Genomic DNA, 25,760 nt, shown 5'->3' on the forward strand with positions numbered 1-25,760 from the left:
CTCCGATCAGTGCTTTTCCTGCACCGACCGGAGGAAATCGGGTCGATAAGCGCTAGAGCGCTTTGGCGAGGGTTTCGAAGAGAACAGCAATCGCTTCAGCTCCCGGATCCGGGATGTCTTTCAGTTGTTCGTCGGGGATATAAGAAGCGCGACCAGCGCGCGCCTTCATGCTGCGCGTCGCATCGGCACCTGCACGTGACGCCTGCGCCACCTCGTGCAAAGAACTTCCAGCTTCAAGAGCCTCGATTGCTGGAAGGAGGGCATCGAGCATGGTGCGGTCGCCTGCTCGAGCCCCTCCATAGCCCTGCATGCGTGCAGCACCTTTTTGCAATCCCTGACGCCAGCTTGGTTCGTTGCCAGCCGTCGTTGCCAAAATCGACAACAGAACCCCGCTTGATCCGCCACTATGGCGTGCGAGCAAGCGACCCAGGGTCGACAACACCTTTTGGGGAGAGGCGAGGGGCAGGGAGTCGATCGACTTCAGGACGACTCGTGACGATTCAGCAAAGGTCGAGCCGGCATCGCCATCGCCACATTTGGCATCGAGCGCATTCAGTCTGGCTTCACTCGCGATCAGGGCCTCGGCGCCCGTGACGATAAGCCGACGCAGCATCGTATTTTCCGATGGGGTATCGAGGAATGTGTCGGTCATGGGCGGTAACGGGAGTGTGGCGATTGGGGCGTAGGGCGCCAGTCCCGGCCAGGCACGAGGCTCGGCATCGCTCGACAAGGCGTCGAGAAAGGCGGGCTCTGACGGCAGGGTCGTGAGAGAAAACCCGTTCATGTCGAGCGCGGTCATAACGGGAGCCGGACCGATGATCCAATCGGTCCGGGCAGCAAGCGCAGTACGCGAGAAACCGTCGAGCAGCGCATAGGCTTCAAGAGGGGGCACACTGCCCAGCATGTTGAGAAGCACGATGAACCTGCCTTCACGTGGCAGAGACGCTTCCAGTTTTTCCGCCGCGCGTGTCATGAGGCGTCGAGCCCTGTCAGGGGAATGCGTTCGATCCCGGCTTCACCGTGGATACCAAGCCCGAGTTCGGCCTCGTCGTCGCGTAGGCGAGGCTCCTGCTCAGGATTGTAGACAGAGCAATCGCTCAGAGCGAGGCCGATGGAGCTAAGTGACGCCGCGGCCTTGCGGGCGAGCGCAGCGACTTCGACAAGAGACTTGCCAGATTCTGCTGCGGCACCAGCGATTTTGTGGACAAGTACGGTGCCTGCGATGCCGCGTGCCTTGCTGTTCCGACCCAGGGCGATGTCATCGCCGATGATCACGACCTCAACGTCAAGACCCAGAGCTTTGGCCTGCTCGGCGGCGATACCGAAATTCAGGCGATCGCCTGTATAGTTCTTCACGATGAGCAGGCAGCCTGCTTCGCCGGTGACGGAACGAATGGCCGCGAGAATGGCATCGACGCCGGGCGAGGCAAAAAGCTGGCCGCAAACGGCGCCGGTCAGCATGCCTTTTCCCACAAATCCGGCATGAGCGGGTTCGTGGCCTGAGCCCCCGCCGGAGAGAACAGCGACACGATCCTTGCTCCAGTCTTTGCGGAGAATGACATGAATGTCGTCTGCGCCTGTCAGGCGACAGAGTTTGGCACCGTAGGAAGAGCGTAAAAGCCCTTCGAGTCCCTCTGCTACAATGGTGTCGCGCTTGTTGAAGAACCGCTTCATGTCTCGTCTCCGCGTCGAATTTCCGTGTGGTTTTTGCCGGGGAATGTCGCTTCAGGAGGAGAGAGTAGGAGCTGAAATCATGCGCGAATACGACATATCGAGGTGAGGTGAGACACATTGATGTGACGGCACGTATCGCGCGCGACGCGCTCTTCAAGAGGGGCGAGACCTGAAGCTACCTAGAGAGGAAAGTCGTCCCGGAGCCGGTGCCGTTGGCCATGGTCGCTCCCGGATCCATCATGTAAATGATTGGCAGCGATCGTCGTTATCGTTACGATTAAACAAGAAATCTCGTTAACCGGGTCAGGAATACAGAGCTTGAACAGTCCATCCACGTCGCATCATCCGCCCCCAGAAACGGATGAAGGATATCACAAGGATCTGGGACGTCGTCAGGTCCAGATGATCGCCATCGGTGGCGCCATTGGTACGGGTCTCTTCCTGGGTGCGGGAACGCGCCTGCAACAGGCAGGCCCGTCTCTGGCGATCGACTACCTCGTCTGTGGCTTATTCTGCTTTCTCATTCTCAGGGCGCTTGGCGAACTGGTGATGTATCGCCCCAGTGCGGGCAGTTTCGTGTCCTATGCCCGTGAGTTTCTCGGTGAAAAAGCAGCCTACGCAGCCGGCTGGCTTTCTTTTCTGAACTGGGCGATGACCGGTATCGTCGATATCACGGCAGTCGCGCTTTACATGCATTTCTGGGGCACCTTCGAGCATGTGCCGCAATGGGTGTTCGCTCTGGTCGCACTCGGTATTGTCGGCACCATGAACATGATCGGTGTGCGCTATTTCGGTGAGCTGGAGTTCTGGTTTTCGCTCATCAAGGTGGTTGCCCTTGCGCTCTTCCTGATTTTCGGTTGCGTCGTTCTCGGTCTGAAAATGCCTGTTGGTGGCGAGGTGCCGGGCTTTCACCTGATCTCGGAAAATGGTGGCATCTTCCCCCACGGAATCATGCCGGCCCTGTTTTTGATGCAGGGTGTCGTCTTTGCCTATTCGGCGATTGAGCTGGTTGGCACGGCGGCTGGAGAGTGCGCAAATCCGCGGGACATCATTCCTCGCGCCATCAATAGTGTGATCTGGCGTATCGGCCTTTTCTATGTCGGTTCGGTGATCCTGCTGGTCTGCCTTCTGCCCTGGACTGCCTATCACAAAGGCGTCAGCCTTTCGTGACCTTCTTCCAGGCTCTCGGCGTGCCACATGTTGATACGGTCATGAATATCGTTGTTCTGACCGCGGCTTTGTCGAGCTTGAACTCGGGTCTGTATTCCACCGGTCGTGTGTTGCGTGCCCTCGCTCTCGGGGGATCGGCACCGCGCGCACTGGCCAGGATGAACCGTCAGTCAGTCCCGTATGTTGGCATTCTGACGACGGTTGTCGTGTATCTCGTGGGTGTCGGTCTTAATTACCTGATTCCGGCACGGGTGTTCGAAATCGTCCTCAATGTTGCCGCGCTCGGGATTATCAGCACCTGGAGCTTTATCCTGATTTGTCAGATCCGCATGCGTAAGCTGGTCAATAACGGTCAGATCGAGAGTGCGGGCTTCCGGATGCCGGGCGCGCCTTATACGGCCTGGCTCACTCTGGGTTTTCTCGGCTTCGTTGTGCTGATGATGGCGCTCGATTATCCTGAGGGCACCTATACGGTCATTGCGATCCCGTTCATCTGCTTGCTTCTTGCTCTGGGTTGGGGCCTGATTATTCTGAGCCGCCGAAAGGCCGCCTGACCATTTGACGGAATTTGTTCAGCCCTCGGCGGGCTGAGCAAGGTTTTTGGGGAGTTGACCCTCCCATTTGGCGACCACTGCGGTCGCTAGAGAATTGCCCACGACATTCGTGGCGGAACGTCCCATATCCAGAAATGTGTCGATGCCGATAATGAGGAGAACACCTTCCTCCGGCAGTTTGAATTGACTGAGCGTCGCAGCAATTACGACCAGAGAGGCGCGGGGAATGCCTGCTACACCTTTGCTTGTCAGCATCAGGGTCAGAAGCATCACAATCTGCGTGCTCCACGGAAGGCTGATATCATAGGCCTGAGCAATGAAGATGCTGGCAAAAGTGCAATACATCATCGTGCCGTCCAGATTGAACGAATAGCCGAGCGGCAGCACAAAAGAGGAAATGCGGCGTGAAATAGGGAAGCGGGAAAGCTGTTCGAGCATCACCGGATAGGCGGCTTCCGAGCTGGCTGTCGAAAATGCCAGCAGAAAAGGTTCCCGCATCAGCGAGATCAGTCGCTTTGCAGGGCGTCCGAGGATGAGAAATGCCGCGGCGATCAGGGCACACCAGAGAAGAAACAGGGCGACGTAGAATTCGCCCATAAACTTCCCGTAATTGATCAGGACGCCAAGTCCGTTCGTCGTGATGGTCGCCGCCATGGCACAGAAAACGGCGATCGGTGCGAGCATCATGACATAGCCCGTGACCCTCAGGATGATGTGGGACAGGCTCTCGGTCCACTCCATGACAACCCGGGCCTTGTCAGGAGCAGCAGCGCACGCAATGCCGAAAAAGACGGAAAATACCACGATCTGCAGGATTTCGTTGTCGGTCATGGCACGAAAGACCGAATCCGGAACGATATGTTTGACGAAGCTGTCGAGCGACATCCCCGACGTCGCAACCGGCGATGTGATCGCACCCTGAAGGCGGTGCATGCCGATGCCCGGGCCAAAGAGATTGACCAGAAGCATGCCAAGCGTGAGCGAAAACAGGGAAGCCCCGACGAACCAGATCATGGCCTTGGCCCCGACGCGTCCCACGGAGGACGCATCTGACATACGACCGATGCCGACGACGAGTGTGGAGAACACGAGCGGGGCAATGATCATTTTGATGAGACGTAAAAAGACGGTCGAACCAATTGAGAGATAATGCGCGATAGCTTGTTGCTGGACCGCATCAGTTCCCAGACTGTGAGCCGCCGCTCCGACGGCAATGCCGAGCAGCATTGCAATGACGATCAATGTAGTCATGCTCACGCGCTTCATCATTCGGGCTCCCTATCCTGCAGAAGGCACGGGTCTAGGCTATAATCCCCTTCGATATCAAATGACGGTCCCGCAACAGCTTCGAGCTCGTGGGCCGATAGGGGCGCTGCCGACGAGGCGCCGAAATCGAAAGGCGACTTTGCGCGTTGTGAGAGCCGATGATCTCGGTCATACGGATATCAGGTAGTCTGACGTCAAAAGGCGTTGAGAGAGGGGCAAAGCGTGATCCAGAGTGCGATAGCAATAGTCACGGGCCTCATACTTGGCTTGTTCACTCTCATTATTTCCGTAATTGCGGCGATCGAAGAAGCAGGCAGGAGAGGATTGGTGGCGCTTGGTGTGCCTCACCAGGTGCAGACAGCCTTGCTGGCTTTGCTGCTCCTTGTGCTCGTTGTTCTGTCGTTCCGTTTATTCGGTCGACTTTTCGGCGTGTTGATCGCGGCGGTTCTTTTGGCTCTGCTGTTCCACGCGCTTTTCGCACCTGAAGTCACCGCTTTTTCTTTCTGACTCTTTGTGGCTTGGCACACACACACCAAGCCTTGCCCGCAAGAGGGGGAAGGTGGGTGCTGTCTTTAGTGTCGAGAATGGTGTCCGCGGCGGGATTCGAACCCACGGCCCCAGGATTCATCCCACTTCGACTTTCGCCGCCGAAGCCTCCGGCTGGAGGCTTCGTTCGTGGTCTGGACTGTCTCTTCACCATAGTCTGGCTCGCCAGACGACAGGTGCTGCCCGTACAGTCTCTACACCTTCGCCTCTCTTTTCAGAAAAGCGCTTGGCTCGGGATTGGCACGCTTGCGCCAGAGCGTTCCCCGAATTTGAGCAGATCCACCACGCCGTTTCCGAACGAGGCGCCCAATTATCTAGGAATCCTGTGCTCTATCCTGCTGAGCTACGCGGACCACCATCTCCATTCTAGGGGGGGCTTGCGCAGCAATCAAGCTGTTCTCTTTCAAATTTTTCTGTTCACCATCATCGGTTGCAATACTGGCAAGTGAAAGTAAGATTGTTTCTTGTAGTAAGTTCCGTTCCCTGCCGACATAGGGCATTAAGAAACACTTAGTGTTTGCAGGATGGTGGTTTTACTGCGCATTTTCCCCAAGGGGCCATTGTCAGCTAAAACAGTCTCGGCCTTTATCGTCTTCCCTAAACGTGATCGGGATGTTGAAGTGGGGAATACGTTTCGTAAAAAAACCGAGTTGGGAAATGTGATATAAGGCGTGCAGAAAAGAAAGCGTGAAGTAATGTTCGATCTGGCCCTCCGTGGCGTTGCAAAAACCGACTCTACCCTGCTGCGTCTGCGACTCATTGGTCGCGTTGAGGCGACAACGCTTACTGGTGAAAGCGTTCTTCCTGTCGGCGGAAAGACAAAAGGGCTGCTCGCGATACTTGCTTTATCGGATCGCAAGCCTGTTGCCAGATCCCATTTAGCCGAGCTTTTGTGGAGCCGACGCCCGGACGATCTGGCACGTGCGTCACTGAGGCAGGAAATCCACCGTCTTCTTGATGCCTTGAGCCCGCTTGGCGTCGACGTGATCGATGTGCAGCGCCATACGCTCGCGCTCAAACCTGCCCTGACCTCGGTAGACGTCGAACGGATTCTCAATGGCGGCAAATCGATCCTGCGCGAATTGCCTGCTCCGAATGAAGTTCTGCTGAGCGAGCTCAATGGAATCGACCCGGCGTTCAATGAATGGATCGAAGGCCAGAGAGCGCGCCTGAACCGTCACATCTATCAGCTGTTCGAGAGCGCCCTGCGCACTCAGGTCGATCCCGATACAATCCTTGAGACGGCCGATCATTTGTTGATGCGTGACGGGCTTAACGAGGCGGCCTGGCGCGCGCGTATCCAGGCCTGGGTGACCAAAGGGGAATATGCTCAGGCGGCAACTCTGGGCGATCAGGTGGTGCAGCTTTTTCAGGACCAGCTCGGCACAGTTCCTGGCCCGGCAACGATGGGGCTGGTCCGCGGCCTGCAGGAACGTATCGCCTTCGATTCCTATTCCAAGACGCATCATGGGCAATCCGTCGAGAACGATGCTCGATGCTCCATGCCGATGCGCGTCCTGAAAACGCCGGACTTTTTTCCCCGATGGAGGAGAGGGGGCTTTCCTCTCTGCTGGTTCACCACCGCGTACTCTGGGCTCAATTGCTGTTGCTCCGCTTAAATCCACGGGTGGCGATCACGCTGAGGCATTGGCAGCGGAGTTGACCGAGCGTCTGGAGGTCAAGCTTGTCGGATTGCAGACCTTCACGGTGGTGCCTTTCCCTGAAACACCGCTGGGCGATACGGGGCCACTCTTAGGGAATACGCATAACCCCGGCACGGATTACGTCATCTCGGGGCTGGTTCGGGCAAATTGCCCTCATGATGAGTCGTCTGAAGCTATGTCATCATTCGCCTGCTGAGTTTGCGTCAGGAAGGGAGCGTTGTCTGGGCGGATCGATTCGAGCTGCCAAAGGATACGCGCGCGCAGCGGGCCTTGCTTTTCTATGTGATGAAGTCGCTCCAGTGGTCGCTTGTCCTCTCCGAAGGGCAGCGGATGATGTCGCGCCCGATTGCCGAGTTGTCCGCTTTCCAGATGGCCATCCGTGCCCTCACTCTTTTGCTGCGCTGTGATGTGACACTCACGGCTGAGCTGGCAGAGTTGGTGGAGCGCGCCTATCAGTCGGATCAGGAATCGGTTTTCGTTCTTTATGTGCGCTCGCTGATTCGTTTTTTTCTCTATCAGGAAAACTGGACGCGGGATTCTCGCGAAGAGATGGAAGAGATTGCCTCCGCAGCTGGATACGTGGCCATTCAGCTGCGGTCCAACCCGCTTGGTGTCTGGCTTTCCATGCTGACGAGGACCTTCACTCCAGGGCAGCTTGATGAAGCGAAGGCGCTCACGGCCGAATATACAGGCGAGGATGGAGTATTCCCGGCGATTGCGATTTCGCCGTCGATTCATGCTCTCCGGGCGGTGCAGGCGCTTTTGAGCGAGAACAACAAGGTCGCTCTCGAAGAGATTCAGCAATTCCGGGCTTTGCGGGCGTCTCAGCCCCTCGCCGTTCTCTCGGAGCCGTTCAGTATCTTCGTGCTTGAAGTGTCCGGTAATGCTGAAGAAGCCCGTCAGGCAGGCGCGGCGTTCGTGAGCCTTTATCCCAGAAGTGTTGCCGGGGTCCTGTACTATCTTGCTGCCCTGGCGGCACAGGATATGGGGGAGGAAACCGAGCGTGTGAAGCGACATCTTCTCCGTCTGGCACCCGACATCACGATCGAGGGGGTGTTGTCACGCCACGAATATCTGCCAGCTTCCATGCAGGCATGGCTGCGTGACAAGCTCGAGCGGGTGAATATCCCCAAAGGTTAAACCATCGCCCCGCTTGGCGTGGCTCTGTGGGCGCGATATGAATTGCTTTCAGAGCCGGACGCGGGTACCGCGATCAGGGATTTCGACACGCCACCAGTGCCAGTCTAATAGGGACATCATGACTCCTCGTTTGCAGCCGATTGCCCCTCTCTCCAAGCCCGCCAAGGCATCCTCTCTAATGAGGCAGCTCCTGCCCGTAGTGCCGCTCTGCGCGCTCATGGCTTTAAGTGCCTGTGGCGGTGGACGTGATCCCGACAGCCTGACCCAGCCCCGTAATCATCTTCTGGGTGTTGATCGCGGCGCCACGGGTGGCGATGACGAACTCAAGGGCGGAGTCAACGCGTATCTTTGGCGCGGAGCGATCGACACGCTCTCCTTCATGCCGTTTGCGTCTGCCGACGCCAATGGGGGTGTCATCCTGACCGATTGGTATCAGCCGCCTGCAAGCACGAATGAGCGTTTCAAGATTGCGGCGTATATCCTCGATCGTCGTCTGCGTTCCGATGCGTTGCGCGTGTCGATTTTCCGCCAGGAAAAGCAGGGGGCTGAATGGGTCGATACGTCGGTTGCGCCCAACACGACGTCTGACATCACAACGCGTATTCTCGCTCGCGCCCGTCAGCTCCGTGCCGATAACGGCAATCGGGACTGATCCCTGCCTTTCGACGACAACGTGACCGAAACAAACGATAGAAGATTATGACGGAACAAGAGACACTCGGCTACGATTTCGATGAGGCCGAGCCCAAATGGCAAGCCAAATGGGACGGTGCACGCGCGTTTGCAGCTGACGATCATCCAGCTGCGGACAAGCCGAAATATTACGTGCTTGAGATGTTTCCTTATCCGTCCGGTCAGCTCCATATGGGCCATGTGCGTAATTACGCCTTGGGCGATGTGGTCGCGCGCTACAAGCGTGCTCGCGGTTTTTCGGTCCTGCATCCCATGGGTTGGGATGCGTTCGGCCTGCCTGCTGAGAACGCTGCGCGCGAGCGTGGCGTACATCCCGGCCAGTGGACGCTCGATAACATCGCAGCAATGCGTGGGACGCTGCAGCGTCTTGGTTTTTCGCTCGACTGGGAACGTGAAATCGCGACCTGTCTGCCGGAATATTACGGTCATCAGCAGAAGCTGTTTCTCGATATGTGGCGCAAGGGCCTGGTCGAGCGCCGTGAATCGGCGGTCAACTGGGACCCGGTGGACAACACGGTTCTGGCCAACGAGCAGGTTGTCGATGGGCGTGGCTGGCGATCTGGCGCGCTGATCGAGAAAAAACGCCTCTCCCAGTGGTTCCTGAAGATCACAGACTTTGCCGCTCCATTGCTCGAAGGGCTGGACAAGCTCGATCGCTGGCCAGCCCGAGTTCGCGTCATGCAGGAACGCTGGATCGGTCGGTCGGAAGGTGCACGTGTACGCTTCGCGCTCCATGCTCCGCCATCGGGATATGATGTGGATCTCGACGCGGTCGAGGTCTTTACGACGCGCCCCGATACGTTGTTCGGGATGAGCTTTGTCGCCATCGCCGCCGATCATCCCCTTGCGGCAAAAGTCGCTGCGGGCAATGACGCGGCGCGCGGCTTTATCGAAGAATGCCAGAGACTGGGCACGTCGGAAGAGGCCATCGAAGCCGCAGAGAAGCGCGGGTTCGACACGGGGCTGCGTGTCAGCAACCCGTTTGCGCCTGACGAGACGGTGCCGGTCTGGATCGCCAATTTCGTTCTGATGGATTACGGCACAGGAGCCGTGTTCGGCTGCCCCTGCGGCGATCAGCGCGACCTCGATTTCGCTCGTAAATACGATTTGCCGGTTCGTCCTGTCATTCTTCCTCCGGGTGAAGAGCCGAGCACCTTCACTGTCGGCAAGACAGCCGTCACTGGTGATGGCACGCTCTATAATTCCGGCTTTCTCGATGGTCTTGGAACCGTTGAGGGCAAGCGCAAGGCGATTAAGCGCGTTGAGGCCATGGGCGTAGGCCGTGGCGTCGTGAACTGGCGTCTGCGTGACTGGGGTATTTCGCGTCAGCGTTACTGGGGTTGCCCGATCCCGGTCGTCCATTGCGAGTCCTGTGGGGCTGTCCCGGTCCCTGACGACCAATTGCCGCTCAAGCTGCCGGAAGATGTCACGTTTGACCGGCCGGGAAATCCATTGGATCATCACCCGAGCTGGAAGCATGTGTCGTGCCCGCAATGTGGTGCTGATGCCCGACGTGAGACGGACACGTTCGACACGTTCGTCGACAGTTCCTGGTATTTTGCCCGCTTTACCGCGCCTCAAGCGGGCACGCCGACAGACCCGATTGCGGCCAATTCCTGGCTTCCGGTCGATCAGTATATCGGCGGCATCGAGCATGCGATTCTTCATTTGCTTTATGCGCGCTTCTTTACGAGAGCCATGAAAGAGACCGGCCATCTGGATATCGATGAGCCATTTGGCGGTCTGTTCACTCAGGGGATGATCACCCATGAGAGCTATCGGGATGAAAATGGCTGGCTCTCGCCGGAGGATGTCGTTCGTTCCGGGGAAGGCTATGTTCGTCGGGATAACGGTCAGCCGGTTCAGCTCGGGCGTCTCGAAAAGATGTCCAAATCAAAGCGCAATACGGTGTCACCCACCGCGATTATCGAACGCTTCGGCGCGGACACGGCGCGCTGGTTCGTGCTGTCAGACAGCCCGCCAGAGCGTGATATGGAATGGACAGAGTCAGGTGTCGCGGCTTCAGCCCGTTTTGGACAGCGTCTGTACCGTCTGGTGCAAGCCGTCGCCACTCAGGTCCCGCAGAATGCGGCTTTTGCCGAGGGTGGCCGTTCCTTGCGACAGGCGACGCATCGTTCCATCAAGGCAGTGACCGAAGCGCTTGAGAACTTTACGCCAAATGTGGCGGTAGCCCGATTGCATGAGTTGAGTGCGGCCCTGGCTGAGGCAGAGAAGACGACGGAAGACGGGATTGGGGCCGCACGTCGTGAGGCTGCCCTCACGCTCGCCTTGCTCGTTGCTCCGATGATGCCGCATCTGGCGGAGGAAATGGTCGCTCTGCTTGAGCCGGAGAGCGCCATGGTGGTTGAGCGATCATGGCCTGTGGCCCTTGAAGAGTTCATCGCCCTCGACAGCATCACGCTGGGCATTCAGATCATGGGCAAGCTGCGTGGGACAATTGAGGTGCCGCCGGATGCGCCTTCTGATATGGTCCTGCCTCTTGCAGAGGCCGAGCCGAATGTCGCCCGGATGCTTGAGGGCAAGCGGATCGTCAAACGGATCCACGTGCCGAATCGTATCGTCAATTTTGTTGTGGCAGGCTGAGTTTATGCGTCGTTTCGTTCTGCTCGCCTCTCTGACCCTGAGCGGGTGTGGTTTTCAACCGCTTTATGGAAGTGACGGCGCGGGTGGGACACGTGTGGTTCACGAACTGCAGCGTATTTATGTTGCCAACATCCCGGAGCGCCAGGGGCAGGAACTGCGTCTGGCCCTGCAGGAGCAGTTGGGAGGCGGGAGCACCAAGGCGCCTGACGGTTATACCCTCAAGGTCAGCTTTAACGTGAATGCCTCGGTGATCGACATTCATAGCGATAACACGGCAGGTCGTTTCCGCGAGATCGGCTCGGCGCATTGGCGTCTCTGGACCGTCGATGCCTCGCCGAAATTCCTGGCTGAAGGCGACGTGTCCTCGCTCGATGGATTCAATGCCACCTTTGAGCAGTATTTAGCTCAAACCTTGAACGATGAGACAGTGCGTGCTCGTCTTGCCGAAACGCTTGCAGGCTCCATCCGCCAGCAGATTGCCGTCTGGTTCAAATCCCAGATCAAGCCGTCTCGGGACAATGCCCGGAACGTGCCGTCCTATTTCGATCCCAATGCGATGCCGACGCGGGATGGCCAGCCTTACCAGAGCGCGGGTCCGGACGGCTTCCCGGCGGCAGCGACCGGACGTACGGATCTGAACAGCCAGAACGGCGACTGATCTTTCATGAAAATCGATGCCCGCTCGACGTCGAGAACACTCGCCGAAATCGGCAAGTGGCGGGGTGTCCTGCTTTACGGTGATGATTTCGGCCTGATCCGCGAACGTGCGGCGCACTGCGTGCGTCAGGTCGCAGAATCGCTCGATGATCCGTTTCGGGTTGCTCTTCTGGATCAGGAGCAGCACGGCCGCGTGGAAGAAGAGACCGGCGCCCTGTCGCTTATCGGCGGACGCCGCGTCGTCTGGGTGCGCGACGCCCAAGACACGCTGCTTTCCCGCGTGACAGCCGCTCTGGCCATCGAGAGTGATACCTTGCTGGTGATCGAGGCTCCCGGTCTTGCCTCACGCGCCAAGCTGCGTGCGGCACTCGATGCCCATCCAAAGATTGCGTCGATCGGGTGCTATCCCGACGAAGGACGCAGCCTGATTGCCTCTCTGACAGATCTGTTCCGAGACGCATCGGTTGCGATCGACCGGGATGCCTTGTTCTGGCTCTCGTCCGTGCTGGGGGCTGACAGGGCAGCGGTGCGGAGCGAGGTTGAAAAACTCATTCTCTATGCGGGCGAGGGCGGAAAATTGTCTCTCGACGATGTACAGGAATGTATCGGAGACTCAGCCAGCGCAACGCTCGATGATGCAACAAATGCTGCGATGGCTGGCGAGCGGGCTCTGGCCGATATGGCGCTCGAGCGCGCTCTGGCCGATGGTCTGTCGCCAATCGCTCTTGCCAGGGCCTGCCTGTCCCTCATGACGCGTCTTCAACGCGTTCTTGTATCCATGGATGAGGGAAAGTCTCGGCAGGAAGCCATCAAGGCGCTCCGGCCTCCGGTGTTTTTCAAACGGATGGACAGTTTCACCAAGGCGCTCGAGCGTTGGGACAAGGCTGGTCTCGGTCGGGCCTGCGAGGCGGTGCAGGGATTCGAGCTTGCCTGCAAGCAGACGGGCTGCCCCGACCTCGCTTTGTCGCGACGTCTGATTGCCCAGCTCTGCCTTGGCCCACGCTCATTCCAGCGTTGAAATTATCGGGCGGTTCTGTCACGCCTGAAATCAGGGCAGGGCTGAGACGGGAGATGGATCAATCGGTCGCGTTAAATCCTTTTTCGGTCGAACGATGTTTTTCTGGCGCCGCAAATCCGTGTTGCTGGCTCTCGGGCTTCTGAGCGTCCTGTTTTTCTCCGCTTTGGCCGCGCCGCTTTATGCACGCATCGTCGGTGTCGACGCGATGCAGTCAAATCTCGCTGGTACGGTTCTGCGCGATGGCGCGGCGATGGACATCATGCAACCGAATGATAATCCGCTCCATCTTGGCCTGTCGCCGATCGGGCCGTCATGGCGCTGGGGCCCCTATGCGCTTGGCGCCGACTCTCAGGGGCGGGATCTTGCGGCACGCCTGCTTTACGGCGCGCGTAGCTCCCTGATCATCGCGTTTTCCGCGGCCTGTCTCTGCCTTGTCATGGCGACCGGATGCGGGTTGCTGGCGGGGTATTGTGGAGGCTGGATCGACATCATCGTGTCTCGGCTGCTCGACATTCTCTGGGCGGTGCCGGTCTATCTCTTCGCAATCAGTCTGAGTGTCGTCACGATCGGGCACGGTCTGTCTGTCGGACCGTTTCACGTGGAGGCAGACAGTCTCCTGCTTCCGATCGGTATTATTGCGCTCATCTACGTGCCTTATGCGGCGCGCCCGATCAGGCACGAACGAAAAGCCTTGCCAGTGCCGGTTTCGTCCTTGCCGCTCGAGGTCTGGGTGCGTCCACCTCGCGAATTGTCTTGCGCGAAATTCTTCCCGTCCTTGCGGAGACGGTCCTTGTGCTCGCGCCTCTTGTTATGGCGCTTTGTCTCCTGGCCGAATCTGCCTGTCTTTTCTCAGCCTCGGGGTGCAGGCGCCGGCGGCATCCTGGGGTAGTCTGATCCACGATGGAGAAGGGCTGATTTACAGCCGCCCCGTCGTTGCGATTGCGCCGGGTCTGGCCATTATCGTGACCGTGCTCTCGCTCAATATGCTGGGTGACGCGGCTCAGGCTGTGTTGCGAGAACGGGGGGGACGATGAAAGCGCTGCTTTCCCGCCTCGGGCAGATGGCGCTCGTTCTTTTCGGCATCTCGGTTCTGGTCTTTGCAGTGTTCTTCGCAACGCCCGGTTCGGACCCTTCTGCGCGTATCGCCGGACGCGGTGCGAGCCCTGAGGTGATCGAGCGGGTGCGACACGCTTACGGTTTCGACCGTGCTCTACCCATGCGTTATCTCACGATGATGGACCATCTGTTCATCTCGCGTAACCTGACATCCTATGTGAATCACGGTCAGAACGTGGTGTCCGAGGTCTTCGAGGCAGCTCCGGTGACCTTGTCGCTCGTTTTGTGGGCAGCCGTATTCTGGATCACGGGTGCCTGATGTTCGGGATGATCGGAGCCGCTTTTCAGGGAAGCTGGTTCGATCGTTTCCTGTCTCTTCTTGCTCTGGTCGGTCTTTCCATTCCGGTTTTCTGGCTGGGCGAGATGGTCAATCTTGTGAGCCAGAGCCGCTTCCACGAATTCTGGCTATTCCGCTGGGTACCGCCCCTTGGCTATGTGCCGCTCATGACGAGCCCGATCGGATGGGCGAAAGCGCTGATCCTGCCCGCTTTGACGCTCTCTGTCTCTTTTGTCGGGCTCTATAGCCGCGTGCTGCGGACCGATCTTCTGACCGCGATGCAGGAAGATTCCCTGCGTACCGCGCGGGCGAAGGGGGCAGGGCCGCTCAGGCTCTGGTTTGCCCATGCGCTTCGTCTTTCCGGGTTAAGTGCCCTTTCTCTCTTCGGCCTCGATTTCGCCCAGCTGCTTGGCGGCGGTGCCTTGCTGACCGAAGTGGTATTTGCTCTCCCCGGCGTCGGGCATCTCACTTATCAGGGTCTCAGCACACTCGATCTGCCTCTGATCATGGCGACAGTGCTGTATGCGGCGTTCTTCGTGGTGATTGCCAATGCCTTGATCGATGGTCTCTATCGTCTGATGGACCCGCGTATCGGCGGAGGCTCTTATGGCCGGTGAAGCGCTTCTGGAGCTTGAGGATCTGCGTCTCGATCACGAAAAAGCAGGGGTTCTGCTCGATGGGGTGTCGTTGACCGTCAGGCGGGGGCAGGTTCTGGGCGTCGTGGGCGAATCAGGCTCGGGGAAAAGCCTGACTGGGCTCAGCGTTCTCGGATTGCAGCCCAAGGGCAGGCTCAGCGGGACGATGACGTTTGCCGGAGAGGATCTGACGCGGTTCGGCTCTCGGGACTGGCGTCGTTTTCGCGGTCGGCGCGCGGCCATGATTTTTCAGGACCCCATGACGGCGTTTTTGCCGGTGCGCCGGATCGGGGCGCAGATCATCGAGCAGATCAGATTGCACAAATCGGTGTCACGACAGGAGGCCAGAAAACAGGTCGTGTCGCTGCTTACGCGCATGGGCGTGCCCGCACCGGAGCAGGCAGCGGATCGCTTTCCACACGAGCTCTCCGGCGGATTGCGCCAGCGCGCCATGATCGCCATGGCGCTGTCCTGCGACCCGGAGCTGTTGATCGCTGACGAGCCCACGACAGCACTCGATGTGACCGTTCAGGCTCAGATCCTGACGCTCATCAGGGAAATCGGTGCACGAGAGGCCAGCGTGATGCTCATCACGCATGATATGGGCGTAGTCGCCCAGAGCTGCACCGATGTCGCGGTGCTGTATGCGGGGGTGGTGGTCGAGACGGGTCCCGTTACCGAGGTACTCCAAACGCCTTTGCACCCTTATACGCAGGCGCTTTTACGCGCTATTCCACCCATGGACGGCCCCCGCCCCGAGCGTCTGCCTGTTATCGAGGGAGTGCCGCCTTCACCGGAAACGCGGCCCGCAGGCTGCGTTTTTGCGCCACGTTGCCCTCAGGTGACGTCAAAATGCGCCGTACGTCCCTCAATGAGAGGCGAGGGGCTGCATCGTGTGGCTTGTGTGCTTATCGCATGACGGCGTTGCTCGAAGCGAAGGATGTTGTCCGCACCTACGCCGCCGGAGGTAAGGGGCGTTTGCGTGCTGTCGATGGCATCTCCCTGTCGCTGGCGCCGGGTGAAACGCTGGCTCTGGTTGGTGAATCGGGATGTGGAAAATCGACGCTGGGCCGTCTGCTCATGGGGTTCGACCGCCCTGACCGGGGACAGATCCTGTTCGATGGCCAGGACATGGCCAGGCTTTCATCCCGTGCACTCCGTCAGACACGCAGTCAGCTGCAGATGGTGTTTCAGGATTCCGCCTCGGCTTTCAATCCCAGATGGACGATCGGCAGTGCGCTCGCCGAGCCTTTTCGCATTCATAAACGCCCGTTTTCCCGGCAGAGCGTGGAAGACCTTCTGGAGCGTGTTGGACTCTCAGGCAGTTTTTACGATCGCTATCCAGCCGCGCTTTCCGGCGGCCAGCGGCAAAGACTGAATATCGCCCGTGCCATCGCATTGAGCCCGAGAGTAATCGTGGCTGACGAGCCTGTCTCGGCGCTCGATGTTTCGGTGCAGGCGCAGATCATCAATCTGCTTCGCGATCTTCAGACGGATATGGGACTGGCCAGTCTGTTCATTTCTCATGATCTTGCGGTGGTGCGTCAGATCTCGGACCGCATTGCGGTCATGTATCTGGGTGGGATCGTCGAGGAGGGCGAAACCCTCTCTCTTCTTGCGGCACCGGCTCATCCTTATACACGAGCCTTGTCGACGCCGTGCCACAGCCCGGGAAAACTCTCGGTCAGCCTTTGCCGGGAGATGTGCCGAGCCCGCTTTCGCCTCCTTCAGGCTGTCGGTTTCATACGCGGTGCCCCGGAGCTCAGCCTCGATGCGCAGTCGAGCGACCAGAGCTGGAGGAAAAACAGAGTCAACATCGCGTAGCCTGTCATTTCCCCTCGCTATGACGCTTGAGCTAATAATTTAGACAGTCTCCTTCAATCCAAGTGGTATCCAAAAGGCGACCGCCCTTTGGTGGGGTTCGGGGCAAAGCCCCAAGGCAACGTCAAAACCGCTGGGAAATCCCCGTCAGGATCGTCCGCCGTAGCCCGTATTGCGGTGCTCCCACGCCGACACCCGAACCGTCACGAATTTCATACGTCCTGTCGAACAGGTTCAGCACATCGAGACGCAGCTCGGTGCGCTTGAGGAAGGGCACCTGAAACAGGTCCTTGAAGGACTGCACGAGCGAGAGGTTGAAGGTGGCGTAAATCGGCACGGAGCGGCCGTTCGGCACGGTGCCATCCGCACGCAGACCGCTGCCATAGACCATCGATGCGGACACGCGGGTTGGGTGGCCTGTATGGTAGAAGAAGGAATAGCTTCCTCCGGCGGAGGCCGTCCAACGCTGGTCGTGATCGAGATGAATCCAGCGATGCTGGATATAGGCCAGATCGTCCGGATCCATGGTCCACTGGGCCGTGGTGATGTCCTTGCCCATGGCGCGCGACCAGGAGGCATTGCCATAAAGCGAAAGCGGGCCGTGCTCGTAATTGGTCGAAAGCTCGTAGCCGTTCACCTGACCGCGACGATAGTTGAAGGCTGAGAGAATGATCGGCGCGCCGAACTGGCCTTCATCGATCATGTTCTTCGCCAGTTTGACATAGGCATCGAACGACGCATGCCAGCCGGGCAGGAGGGATTGGGTCACACCCGCATCGAAATAATGGTCTCGCTCGGCCTTCACCGTGTTGTTCTGCAGCGTCTGGGGCTCGTTGGAGGTGCCGACGAACTTGCTCAGAGAGGTATTGGCGACGAGTTCGAAAGGGGGCGGGGTGAAATAGCGTGAGTACCCTGCATGGATCACACCGCCGCGCCAGGCACGCCAGACGATGTTGATCCGGGGGCTGACCTGCTTGGCATGGTGTATTCATCGACCCCATCAAAACGCAGCCCGTAATTAATGGTCAGGTTTCGAAGGGGACGCCACTCGTCTTGTGCGTAAAGGCCATACATCCAGCCCGTGCGGCCGCTGCCATCATGCACGGTCGTGGTCGTGCCATCGTAAATCGCCGTACCATCGTCTTCCGCGCCGGTCTGCTGGTAGACGATCGAATTCGTTTTCGAGCTGTTGCGCTCGACATAGACCTGATAGCCGAAGCGTACCGTGTGATGCGGGCTCGCTTTCCACGTGACATCGCTTTGCGACCCTGTCGAGAAAACCGAGCGCGCGGCGTGTTGGCTGATGCCGTTATAAACCAGATCGCCCAAGGGATCGGGAGAGTACCCGAGTGACGAATAACGGGTGATGATCGAGCTTTGCAGGCTCACTTTGCCCATATCTTTTTGCAGCGACAGGATGCCGAAATCGGTGATTTCTTTCTGGCGCTCATTCAGGCTGGCGCTATCGACGCTGCCATAAACCTGCTGTGACAGAGCGGAATCGAGAAAGCTCGGATTGGCGAATTGTCTTTGTTGACCCGGATTATTCGGCAGCTGATACTGCGCATTCGAGACGCCGCCGATAAGGCTGATGCGGGTGTTCTCATCGGCCGTGTAACGCAGATGACCGAGCGCATGGTACTGATTGCTCAGATCATGAATGGCGTTGAAGCTGGGGGTCGGGTTCTCGACGCCCACACGGTTATGCACGAAGTCACCCGTCGCGAAGAAATCCCATTTCCCGGCATGGCCACCATATTGCAGGGACGGGAAGAAATAATCGCGCGCGCCTCCATAAATCGAGGCATCCCCGCCGGGATCGGCACTGCCGTTTTTGGTCGTGATATCGATGACACCGGCCTGCAGAAACCCGAACTCACTGGGGAGCGCACCGGTCGTCAGCGAGGCGGAATGGGCAAAGCGCGTCATCAAGGCCTGACCGAAAACGCTCAGACCTTCGGGCAGCTGCACGCCGTCGAGGCGAAACTGCACTTCGTTATGATCGCCACGGACATGGATCTGGCCGAAACTATCCTGCGCCACGCCGGGAGCCTGAAGCAGGAGCGTGTTCAACGGGGCATTGTCGCCACCCGGATTTTTCTCGATATCGCCGCGCGTAAAGCGGTAGGTCGTGGCTCCGGTTGAAGCCTGAAGCGAGGAGCGGATTTCGTCCAGCCGGGCATTGACGACGATATGCTCCTCTTTCGGCGCTGCTGACGCGGCTGAAGGTGCGACTGTGTCGTTGTCGAAGGACGTGCGTGACTCTTGCGCAGGAGCGGAGGCAGTTGCAGGGCGTCTGACCTCAGTTTTCGAAGGCGGGGTCTGAGGCGTGGCTGGCGAAATCGGCCGATCCTGCGTGGTCTGCGCCTGCACATGTGTCGGCAGGGTCAGCGCCAGCACGGAGCAGGAAAAAAACAGGCCGGATAACCACAGGGATCGAGGAGAGGTCATGACAATCCAACAGGCTGGGAGCGGAGCAAATCGTCAGCGTTCCTAATCCGTATGATATAACATAACAATACATACGCCACTGAGGCGCCCGCTTTATGGCATAGTGTGACAAAAGAGCGACAGAGATCGAAGCTTCACGGAAGGCGTTGTGAGACGATTTTGTCCCCTGCGACGTTGAGCAAAGGCTTTTTCTCCAGCCCTGCCAAGGTCAGATGCCATGAAAAGACGGTCCTTCCTCTCTGCTGCGTCAGTAGCGCCTTTGCTGGCCACGGCCGGGCAGGCGCGCGCCAGCGGTAACGCAGATAATGGTCTCAGCTCCGTCGGTGTTTTCGACATCGTTGCCGAATTCACTGGCCCCGGACCTTCAGGCGTGGCGGTGTTGCCCGATGGGCGTCTGTTTGTTGGCTTTCCCCGCCATGCCGAGAACCATTCGGGTGCCACATTGGGAGAGGTGAAGGGAGGGAAGGTTGTGCCTTATCCCTCGGCAGAGTGGAGCCTTCCTTCGAATCGATCGCCTGCAGATCGATTGATGTCGGTTCATGGCCTTGCGCTCGACAGCAGGAACCGGCTCTGGCTCATCGACGATGCAAGCTTGCCAAACATGATATCCCGGAGGGAGCGGCCAAAATTCTGTGCATCGATCCAACGACGGACCGGGTTGTGCATAAATTCCTGCTCAAATCGCCCGTCATGCTGCCCGACAGTCATATGAACGATTTGCGCGTAGCGCTCTCGGCAGGTGAGCAGGGGACAGTCTTCGTGACTGACTCCTCCTTCGGGATGAAGCCGGCTCTGATTGTCGTCGATATCGCGACGGGCGAGGCGCGACGCGTACTGGCCGAGCATCCCTCTGTTCAGGCCGAAACAGGGTTCATGGCCATTATTGAAGGGGAACCGCGTCGCTATATACCGCATCGTCCCCAGCTTGTTTCAGGAGGCGCTGACGGGATCGCACTCCTGCCCGATGAGTCACGTCTTTACTACGCGCCGCTGACGAGCCGGCGGCTGTATAGCCTGCCAACCGAAGCTCTCGCCGATCGCTCTTTGTCGGATAAGGCCCTTGGCGATCTGGTGCGGGATGAGGGGGAAAAGGGGACGGCAGACGGATTGTGTTTCGATCGTCATGCCAGACTGTACACCACGAATTACGAGCATGACTGCATTTTGCGGCGTGATCCGGATGGTTCCTTCACCGTGGCGGTGAGGGACGCCCGTCTTCTTTCCCCGGATGGCATCTGCGCGACACGAGACTGGATCTACTGCACTCTAGGACAATGGAACCGGTTGGCATCGTTCAATGACGGGGAGAACCGCCGTCGGCCGCCTTATTTCCTGATCCGGTTTCCCGTTGAACCGCTTCCGCCGCTCTCAGCGCAGTCCGATCATTCCGGTTGAGACGCGAGTGCTTTGCCCCTGAAACGACAAAAGCCGGATCGCATCGTGATCCGGCTTTTGCATCGTACCCATTGGTCGATTGAGGTTCAGGCAGACTGCGTGCCTTCACCCTGCTCATTCGTGTGACGATCGACCACTGCGGGGAGGAACTGGGCAACTGCCGGAAGCAGGGCGGCAGCGGGAAGTCCCGTCTTGGAGACGAGCGCCTGAACCTGCTCATCGGTCAGAAGGGCGCGAATTTCGTCCGCAGAGATGGGCAGGTTTTCACCATTGCCAATCCAGGACCGCACTTTCTCATCCAGACCGGCCTTGCGGGCCTGTTCAACGAGGGTCTGGATACCCTGCTCACTGGTGAGGAACTCACCAATGCCGCCACCGAGCTTTTCCTTGAGCTTGTCGCCCACAGACCCCAGAGCCGAATTGACCATCGAACCGATAAAACCGCTCACATCACATCTCCCGTTCCTGGCGCGGCCCGAGGATCAGGCCGAGCGTCGCGTTTCCTTGTCGATTTGCGGCATCTCGATATCGATCTCGAGAACCGAGCATCCGTCGAGCCCGCCATCGAGCTTGACCTGCACCTTGTCCTGATCGACCGTCACATGACGTTTGATCACTTCAAGGATTTCCTTGTGTAACTGGCTTATCAGCTCGGAGTTGCCATTTCCCGAACGTTCATGCGCCAGAAGGATCTGAAGACGGTCGCGAGCGACGGTGCTGGTGTTGCGCTTGGTAAAAAGACCGAACAGGCTCATGAGGTCCTCTTCTTGAACAGCCAGTCGAGCAACCCCTTGCGCTCAAGCGGGATCTGAATTTCGAGCTTTTCACCCTGCAGGCGACGCGCCGCGTCGAAATAGGCGCGAGCCGGAGCAGAGTCGGGGTTCGAAAGAGTGACGGGCGAGCCTACGTTTGATGCGCGCAGCACTTCCTCGCTTTCGGGGACGATGCCGAGCAGCGGAATGGAGAGAATTTCCAGAACGTCTTCCGTGTTCAGCATCTCGCCCCTGGCCGCGCGGGAAGGGTCGTAACGGGTCATGAGCAGGTGCTTTTCGACCTTCTCGCCGTTTTTCGCCTTCTCGGTCGTGCTGTCGAGCATACCGATGATGCGGTCGCTATCGCGCACCGAGCTCACCTCGGGATTGGTGACGACCACGGCAACGTCGGCGTGATACATCGCCATCTGGGCACCGCGCTCGATCCCGGCCGGACTGTCGCAGATGATCCAGTCGAATTTCTCACGCAGTTCCTCGATGACCTTTGCCACGCCTTCGGCGGTCAGTGCATCCTTGTCGCGTGTCTGCGATGCAGGGAGAATCGAGAGCGTTTCACAGCGCTTGTCACGGATCAGGGCCTGAGCAAGCTTGGCATCGCCCTGAACGACATTGATGAAGTCGAACACAACGCGGCGCTCGGCGCCCATCACCAGATCAAGGTTGCGCAGACCGACATCAAAATCGATCACAACCACATTCTGGCCCGACTGGGCGAGCGCTGCACCAAGTGCTGCTGTCGTGGTCGTCTTTCCGACCCCACCCTTACCGGAAGTGACTACCAGCACCTTAGCCATGTGCGCTCCACCAAAACTCAAACGGTATCAGCCGCAATCCTGATGGCGCGGCGGCCTTCATACTACTGACGAAAGGGTTTGCCCCGCAATGTCCTGAAAGCAAATAGTTCCGGTTACGGGAGTTTTGTTACCGTCACACGATCTTCGTTTAGCAAGGCCTGTGCCGATTGATCGTGCAGATCGGCGTCGATCTCTTCTGCGATCATGTAAAATCCATCGATGGCGAGCAGCTCGGCCTGCATGCGAGCGACAAAGATGCGCGCTCCCGGCTGGCCACCCACGCCGGCAATCGCGCGTCCCCGCAGCGCCATAGACATGGATGGATCCGCCTGCAATCAGCTCGGCTCCTGACGCAACCGATCCGGTCACGACGATATCGCCATCGAGATGCATGATGCTCTGACCAGAGCGAATGGCACGATCGAGGATCAGGCTTTCGGCCCGTTGTGGAGCGACCGGGGAAGCCGCCAGTTCATCATCCTGTCCGTCTGGAAAATCGATGGTGCCGCTTGCGCGGCCCCCATCGAGAACGGCAGGCCAGACCCAGTGAGCGAGCGCAGGCCAATCGGGACTGGCCCCTTCGATCCCGATCATGTGGATGCCGCGTTCGGTCAGATCTGCCTGAAGCGTTTCGAGCCCGGCATCATCCTGCGAAACAAGGCCGAGATCGAGAATGACGGGGCGTCCGGCGAAGAAGCCGACCGAGCGCGCGATCTGGTTATCCAGCCCTTCGAGCCAGTGATCCAGCGGCGCTTCGGGAGACAGAACGAGCGCCAGAAAGGAGCGTCCCCGTGCGCGGATGCGCATTGGCGTCCTGGCCGGAGCGTGGACGGGATCTGCGCTGGTCGTCTGGTCTGTCATGGGTCGGAAAACGCTCTAAAATGCTCATGAACGGGAATTAGGGTTGCAACTGGTTCAGTTCTCTTGCTTCGCCAGCGTGCAGACGCTTAAGAATAGAGTTATGCGTATTCTGTACCATCTGCCGCTCTCTCCGCAAAGCCGCCAGGTTAGGCTCGTTCTTGCTGAGAAACGGTTACCTTATGAACCGAAGACCGAGAAAATCTGGGAAAACCGCCCGGATTATCTCGCACTCAACCCGGCGGGCGACGTGCCTCTTCTGGTTGAGGAGAATGGTTTGTCGATCCCTAACGCCTGGGTGATCTGCGAATATCTCGAAGAGGCCTATCCCGATAACCCACTCATGGGGCGCACGCTGGCCGAGCGCGTCGAGGTGCGTCGCCTGATGGCCTGGTTCGAGGGCAAGTTTGGCCATGAAGTCTCGCGCAATCTCCTTGGCGAGAAAGTCGACAAGCGTCTGGCGGCGCGCGGCAATCCCGATGGGACGGCGCTGCGTGCAGGCTATGCCAATATGCGCTTTCACCTCGATTATATCGGCTGGCTGGCTGAGACGCGGTCCTGGCTTGCGGGCAATATGCTCTCCATCGCCGATTTCGCAGCGGCGGCGCATCTCTCCTGTCTCGACTTCATCGGCGATATCGATTGGTCGAAGGCGCCTGCAGCCAAGGACTGGTATGCGCGCATGAAGTCGCGTCCCAGCTTCCGCTCTCTGCTTAACGATCGCGTGAACGGGTTCAATCCGCCCGCGCATTATGCCGATCTGGATTTCTGAATGAGTTATAGTTTTGACGTTGCCATTCTGGGTGCTGGGGCAGCCGGACTGATGGCTGCTGCCTCGGCGCGCAAGGGCGGGGCCTCGGTCGTGGTGCTCGACCATGCTGCCGAGCCGGGACGCAAGATCCTGATCTCCGGGGGCGGACGCTGCAATTTCACCCATCTCGACGCAAAAGCCGAAAATTTTCTCTCTGCAAACCGGCACTTCATGCGCTCGGCATTGGCTGGCTACACACCGCGCGACTTTCTGGCTCTTGTCGAGCGTCATGATATTGCGTGGGAAGAAAAGACCGAAGGGCAGCTCTTCTGTCGGCAGTCGGCGCGCGATATCGTGTCGCTCCTGTTGCGTGAAGCCGAAGGCTGCGAACTGAGGTTCAATACCTCGGTCCGGAGCGTGACCAAGGGAGACGTTTTCTGCATTCAGACGGATGCAGGCGAGGTGAGGGCGACCAACCTCATTCTGGCGACGGGCGGGTTATCCATCCCCAAGCTGGGTGCGACCGATCTTTCCCTGCGCCTTGCGCGGCAGTTCGGCCTGCCGGTCGTGCCGACCGTGCCGGGGCTGGTGCCGCTGACGCTGGAAACACCGCTGCCTGAGCTGGCCGGGGTGTCGCTGCCTGTTCGGGCGAGCATGGGCAAAATCGGATTTACCGATGGCATGGTATTCACCCATCGTGGTCTGTCCGGGCCGGCTATTTTGCAGATATCGTCCTACCAGAACGGCCCGCTCGATCCTCCTTTGATCGACATGATGCCGGGAGTGGATGCGCGGGAGGCTTTGGGCGCGATCAAGAAGGCGCGGCCGCGTGCTGAACCGCCGTCACTTCTTCAGGAGCTGCCGCAACGCCTGGCCCGCCATATTGCGCAGAACAGTCTGGGCGATCTGACCTGCACATTGGCCAATCTGCCCGATAAGCGCATCGCCGATCTGGCGGCACAGATCGCCTCCTGGCGTCCAAGACTTTCTGGCACTGAGGCTATGCCAAGGCCGAGGTCATGAAAGGCGGGATCGATACGCGCGTTCTATCTTCCAAGACCATGGAAGCCCGTGACGTGCCAGGTCTGTTCGCCATCGGTGAGGCTGTGGATGTGACGGGCTGGCTCGGGGGATATAATTTCCAATGGGCCTGGTCGAGTGGCGTGGCAGCGGGCAGGGCGATCGCAGCGAGACGCTGATTTTTCGAACCCGGTCCTGCCCTGAGCGTCATGTCTGCAGCGTGTTTGAGCCCCCTTGGGGCTGAGACTTCATGTCAGGAGATCGTTTAGATGAGTCAGTGCGTGGCCATTCTCGCAACCGATGGTGTCGAGGAATGTGAGCTGGTCCAGCCCCGTGAGTCGCTGGAAAAGGCCGGGATCAAGACGCTGTTGGTTTCGCCGACACAAGGTGCGATCCAGTCGATGGAAGGGGATGTTCGTCCGGTCGCGACCCATCGCGTAGACGCCACAATCGGCGCCGCTGCTGACATGGAGTTTGCGGGGATTCTGCTGCCCGGGGGCACGACCAATCCGGATAAGCTGCGTCTCGATGAATCGGCTGTCGCGTTTCTTCGAGGCTTCGTTGCCGAGGGAAAGCCGATTGCGAGCATCTGCCACGGCGCCTGGACCCTGATCGAGGCGGGTGGCGTCAAAGGCCGCACCCTGACATCGTGGCCCTCCTTGCAGACCGATCTGCTCAATGCAGGGGCGAACTGGGTCGATCGTGAGGTGGTCGTGGATGGTAATCTCGTAACGTCCCGCTGCCCTGAAGACCTGCCTGTCTTCTGCGAAGCGCTGCTTGCCCAATATCGCAACAGACCTGCCTGAAAACTGCCTTCTTTCTCGGTCGTTGATCGCAACGAAGAGGGGCTGTCGGACTTTGTCTCCAAAAGCAGCCCCAAAGC

17 protein-coding genes and 8 pseudogenes are annotated in these 25,760 nt (G+C 58.8%); 17 read left to right on the plus strand and 8 right to left on the minus strand.

Going from position 1 to position 25,760, the window contains the following annotated elements; all coding sequences use genetic code 11:
- Window positions 1-52: 52 nt before the first annotated feature.
- Together JCM15831_RS23505 and JCM15831_RS23510 are read right to left on the minus strand one after the other, a co-directional pair.
- Window positions 53-973, minus strand: coding sequence for a DAK2 domain-containing protein (locus tag JCM15831_RS23505; RefSeq protein ID WP_306301787.1), 921 nt, complete (start codon window positions 971-973; stop codon window positions 53-55).
- Window positions 970-1,674 (minus strand): dihydroxyacetone kinase subunit DhaK, encoded by a 705-nt coding sequence (locus JCM15831_RS23510; RefSeq protein WP_306301788.1) that lies wholly within the window; start codon window positions 1,672-1,674, stop codon window positions 970-972. The genes JCM15831_RS23505 and JCM15831_RS23510 overlap by 4 nt, the downstream gene beginning before the upstream one ends.
- A 309-nt stretch (window positions 1,675-1,983) precedes the next feature.
- Between JCM15831_RS23510 and JCM15831_RS15525 the strand changes: the two are divergent.
- Window positions 1,984-3,398, plus strand: a pseudogene (locus tag JCM15831_RS15525) (amino acid permease).
- A gap of 18 nt (window positions 3,399-3,416) precedes the next feature.
- Here the strand turns inward: JCM15831_RS15525 and JCM15831_RS00635 are convergent.
- On the minus strand, window positions 3,417-4,649 hold the full coding sequence (locus JCM15831_RS00635; protein WP_232227918.1) for a dicarboxylate/amino acid:cation symporter: 1,233 nt from the start codon (window positions 4,647-4,649) through the stop codon (window positions 3,417-3,419).
- 282 nt (window positions 4,650-4,931) lie between these two features.
- On the opposite strand from JCM15831_RS00635, the gene JCM15831_RS00640 reads away from it, so the two are divergent.
- The 12 genes and pseudogenes from JCM15831_RS00640 to JCM15831_RS15545 all read left to right on the plus strand — a co-directional run bounded on the left by JCM15831_RS00640 (window position 4,932) and on the right by JCM15831_RS15545 (window position 16,861).
- On the plus strand, window positions 4,932-5,171 hold the full coding sequence (locus tag JCM15831_RS00640; protein ID WP_232227911.1) for a hypothetical protein: 240 nt from the start codon (window positions 4,932-4,934) through the stop codon (window positions 5,169-5,171).
- A 734-nt stretch (window positions 5,172-5,905) separates the two neighbouring features.
- Window positions 5,906-6,829 carry an AfsR/SARP family transcriptional regulator gene (locus JCM15831_RS00650; protein WP_025821966.1) on the plus strand — a complete coding sequence of 308 codons (924 nt, stop codon included), beginning with the start codon at window positions 5,906-5,908 and terminating at the stop codon, window positions 6,827-6,829.
- Between the two features lie 40 nt (window positions 6,830-6,869).
- On the plus strand, window positions 6,870-7,070 hold the full coding sequence (locus tag JCM15831_RS15530; protein ID WP_156938674.1) for a hypothetical protein: 201 nt from the start codon (window positions 6,870-6,872) through the stop codon (window positions 7,068-7,070).
- 74 nt (window positions 7,071-7,144) lie between these two features.
- A complete protein-coding gene (locus JCM15831_RS00655) occupies window positions 7,145-8,014 on the plus strand; it encodes a hypothetical protein (protein ID WP_156938675.1) in 870 nt (289 codons plus the stop codon).
- 178 nt (window positions 8,015-8,192) lie between these two features.
- Window positions 8,193-8,666 (plus strand): DUF3576 domain-containing protein, encoded by a 474-nt coding sequence (locus JCM15831_RS00660; RefSeq protein ID WP_232227919.1) that lies wholly within the window; start codon window positions 8,193-8,195, stop codon window positions 8,664-8,666.
- A gap of 47 nt (window positions 8,667-8,713) precedes the next feature.
- The gene (leuS, locus tag JCM15831_RS00665; protein ID WP_025821972.1) at window positions 8,714-11,311 is read left to right on the plus strand and encodes a leucine--tRNA ligase; all 2,598 of its coding nucleotides are present in this window, start codon (window positions 8,714-8,716) and stop codon (window positions 11,309-11,311) included.
- A 4-nt stretch (window positions 11,312-11,315) separates the two neighbouring features.
- Window positions 11,316-11,969, plus strand: coding sequence for a hypothetical protein (locus JCM15831_RS00670; protein WP_025821974.1), 654 nt, complete (start codon window positions 11,316-11,318; stop codon window positions 11,967-11,969).
- A 6-nt stretch (window positions 11,970-11,975) separates the two neighbouring features.
- Window positions 11,976-12,986, plus strand: coding sequence for a DNA polymerase III subunit delta (gene holA / locus JCM15831_RS00675; RefSeq protein WP_025821976.1), 1,011 nt, complete (start codon window positions 11,976-11,978; stop codon window positions 12,984-12,986).
- 94 nt (window positions 12,987-13,080) lie between these two features.
- Window positions 13,081-14,020: pseudogene (locus tag JCM15831_RS15535) on the plus strand (ABC transporter permease).
- A pseudogene (locus tag JCM15831_RS15540) lies at window positions 14,017-14,996 on the plus strand (ABC transporter permease). The pseudogenes JCM15831_RS15535 and JCM15831_RS15540 overlap by 4 nt, the downstream one beginning before the upstream one ends.
- Window positions 14,986-15,933, plus strand: coding sequence for an ABC transporter ATP-binding protein (locus tag JCM15831_RS00690; protein WP_025821978.1), 948 nt, complete (start codon window positions 14,986-14,988; stop codon window positions 15,931-15,933). The pseudogene JCM15831_RS15540 and the gene JCM15831_RS00690 overlap by 11 nt, the downstream one beginning before the upstream one ends.
- Window positions 15,930-16,861 (plus strand): annotated as a pseudogene (locus JCM15831_RS15545) (ABC transporter ATP-binding protein). The gene JCM15831_RS00690 and the pseudogene JCM15831_RS15545 overlap by 4 nt, the downstream one beginning before the upstream one ends.
- A gap of 98 nt (window positions 16,862-16,959) precedes the next feature.
- Here the strand turns inward: JCM15831_RS15545 and JCM15831_RS15550 are convergent.
- Window positions 16,960-19,208, minus strand: a pseudogene (locus JCM15831_RS15550) (TonB-dependent receptor).
- A gap of 295 nt (window positions 19,209-19,503) precedes the next feature.
- Between JCM15831_RS15550 and JCM15831_RS15555 the strand changes: the two are divergent.
- Window positions 19,504-20,681: pseudogene (locus JCM15831_RS15555) on the plus strand (SMP-30/gluconolactonase/LRE family protein).
- A gap of 86 nt (window positions 20,682-20,767) precedes the next feature.
- Here JCM15831_RS15555 and JCM15831_RS00710 read toward each other — a convergent pair.
- The 4 genes and pseudogenes from JCM15831_RS00710 to minC all read right to left on the minus strand — a co-directional run bounded on the left by JCM15831_RS00710 (window position 20,768) and on the right by minC (window position 23,055).
- Entirely contained in the window at window positions 20,768-21,130 is a 363-nt protein-coding gene (locus JCM15831_RS00710; RefSeq protein WP_025821980.1) for a YidB family protein, read from the minus strand.
- Between the two features lie 33 nt (window positions 21,131-21,163).
- On the minus strand, window positions 21,164-21,436 hold the full coding sequence (gene minE / locus JCM15831_RS00715; RefSeq protein ID WP_025821982.1) for a cell division topological specificity factor MinE: 273 nt from the start codon (window positions 21,434-21,436) through the stop codon (window positions 21,164-21,166).
- Window positions 21,433-22,248, minus strand: a complete 816-nt coding sequence (gene minD / locus JCM15831_RS00720; RefSeq protein ID WP_025821984.1) for a septum site-determining protein MinD — start codon at window positions 22,246-22,248, stop codon at window positions 21,433-21,435. Before minD ends, minE begins: the two co-directional genes overlap by 4 nt.
- A 113-nt stretch (window positions 22,249-22,361) precedes the next feature.
- Window positions 22,362-23,055, minus strand: a pseudogene (gene minC, locus JCM15831_RS23785) (septum site-determining protein MinC).
- Between the two features lie 154 nt (window positions 23,056-23,209).
- Between minC and JCM15831_RS00735 the strand changes: the two are divergent.
- The 3 genes and pseudogenes from JCM15831_RS00735 (at window position 23,210) to JCM15831_RS00745 (ending at window position 25,683) form a co-directional block, all read left to right on the plus strand.
- The gene (locus tag JCM15831_RS00735) at window positions 23,210-23,878 is read left to right on the plus strand and encodes a glutathione S-transferase family protein (protein WP_025821990.1); all 669 of its coding nucleotides are present in this window, start codon (window positions 23,210-23,212) and stop codon (window positions 23,876-23,878) included.
- Window positions 23,879-25,056: pseudogene (locus JCM15831_RS15565) on the plus strand (NAD(P)/FAD-dependent oxidoreductase).
- 90 nt (window positions 25,057-25,146) lie between these two features.
- Complete coding sequence (locus tag JCM15831_RS00745; protein WP_025821992.1) at window positions 25,147-25,683, plus strand: type 1 glutamine amidotransferase domain-containing protein; 537 nt, start codon at window positions 25,147-25,149, stop codon at window positions 25,681-25,683.
- The last annotated feature ends 77 nt before the right edge of the window (window positions 25,684-25,760 follow it).

Source organism: Asaia astilbis JCM 15831, from assembly GCF_000613845.1.
In the GTDB taxonomy this organism is placed as follows: Bacteria; Pseudomonadota; Alphaproteobacteria; order Acetobacterales; family Acetobacteraceae; genus Asaia; species Asaia astilbis.

Excerpts from the sequence above, each read along its gene's own strand:
- JCM15831_RS23505 (WP_306301787.1), bottom strand. The coding sequence starts at position 973 with ATGACACGCGCGGCGGAAAAACTGGAAGCGTCTCTGCCACGTGAAGGC.
- JCM15831_RS23510 (WP_306301788.1), bottom strand. The coding sequence starts at position 1,674 with ATGAAGCGGTTCTTCAACAAGCGCGACACCATTGTAGCAGAGGGACTC.
- JCM15831_RS00635 (WP_232227918.1), bottom strand. The coding sequence starts at position 4,649 with ATGACTACATTGATCGTCATTGCAATGCTGCTCGGCATTGCCGTCGGA.
- JCM15831_RS00650 (WP_025821966.1), top strand. The coding sequence starts at position 5,906 with ATGTTCGATCTGGCCCTCCGTGGCGTTGCAAAAACCGACTCTACCCTG.
- JCM15831_RS00660 (WP_232227919.1), top strand. The coding sequence starts at position 8,193 with ATGAGGCAGCTCCTGCCCGTAGTGCCGCTCTGCGCGCTCATGGCTTTA.
- leuS (WP_025821972.1), top strand. The coding sequence starts at position 8,714 with ATGACGGAACAAGAGACACTCGGCTACGATTTCGATGAGGCCGAGCCC.
- JCM15831_RS00670 (WP_025821974.1), top strand. The coding sequence starts at position 11,316 with ATGCGTCGTTTCGTTCTGCTCGCCTCTCTGACCCTGAGCGGGTGTGGT.
- holA (WP_025821976.1), top strand. The coding sequence starts at position 11,976 with ATGAAAATCGATGCCCGCTCGACGTCGAGAACACTCGCCGAAATCGGC.
- JCM15831_RS00690 (WP_025821978.1), top strand. The coding sequence starts at position 14,986 with ATGGCCGGTGAAGCGCTTCTGGAGCTTGAGGATCTGCGTCTCGATCAC.
- minE (WP_025821982.1), bottom strand. The coding sequence starts at position 21,436 with ATGAGCCTGTTCGGTCTTTTTACCAAGCGCAACACCAGCACCGTCGCT.
- minD (WP_025821984.1), bottom strand. The coding sequence starts at position 22,248 with ATGGCTAAGGTGCTGGTAGTCACTTCCGGTAAGGGTGGGGTCGGAAAG.
- JCM15831_RS00735 (WP_025821990.1), top strand. The coding sequence starts at position 23,210 with ATGCGTATTCTGTACCATCTGCCGCTCTCTCCGCAAAGCCGCCAGGTT.
- JCM15831_RS00745 (WP_025821992.1), top strand. The coding sequence starts at position 25,147 with ATGAGTCAGTGCGTGGCCATTCTCGCAACCGATGGTGTCGAGGAATGT.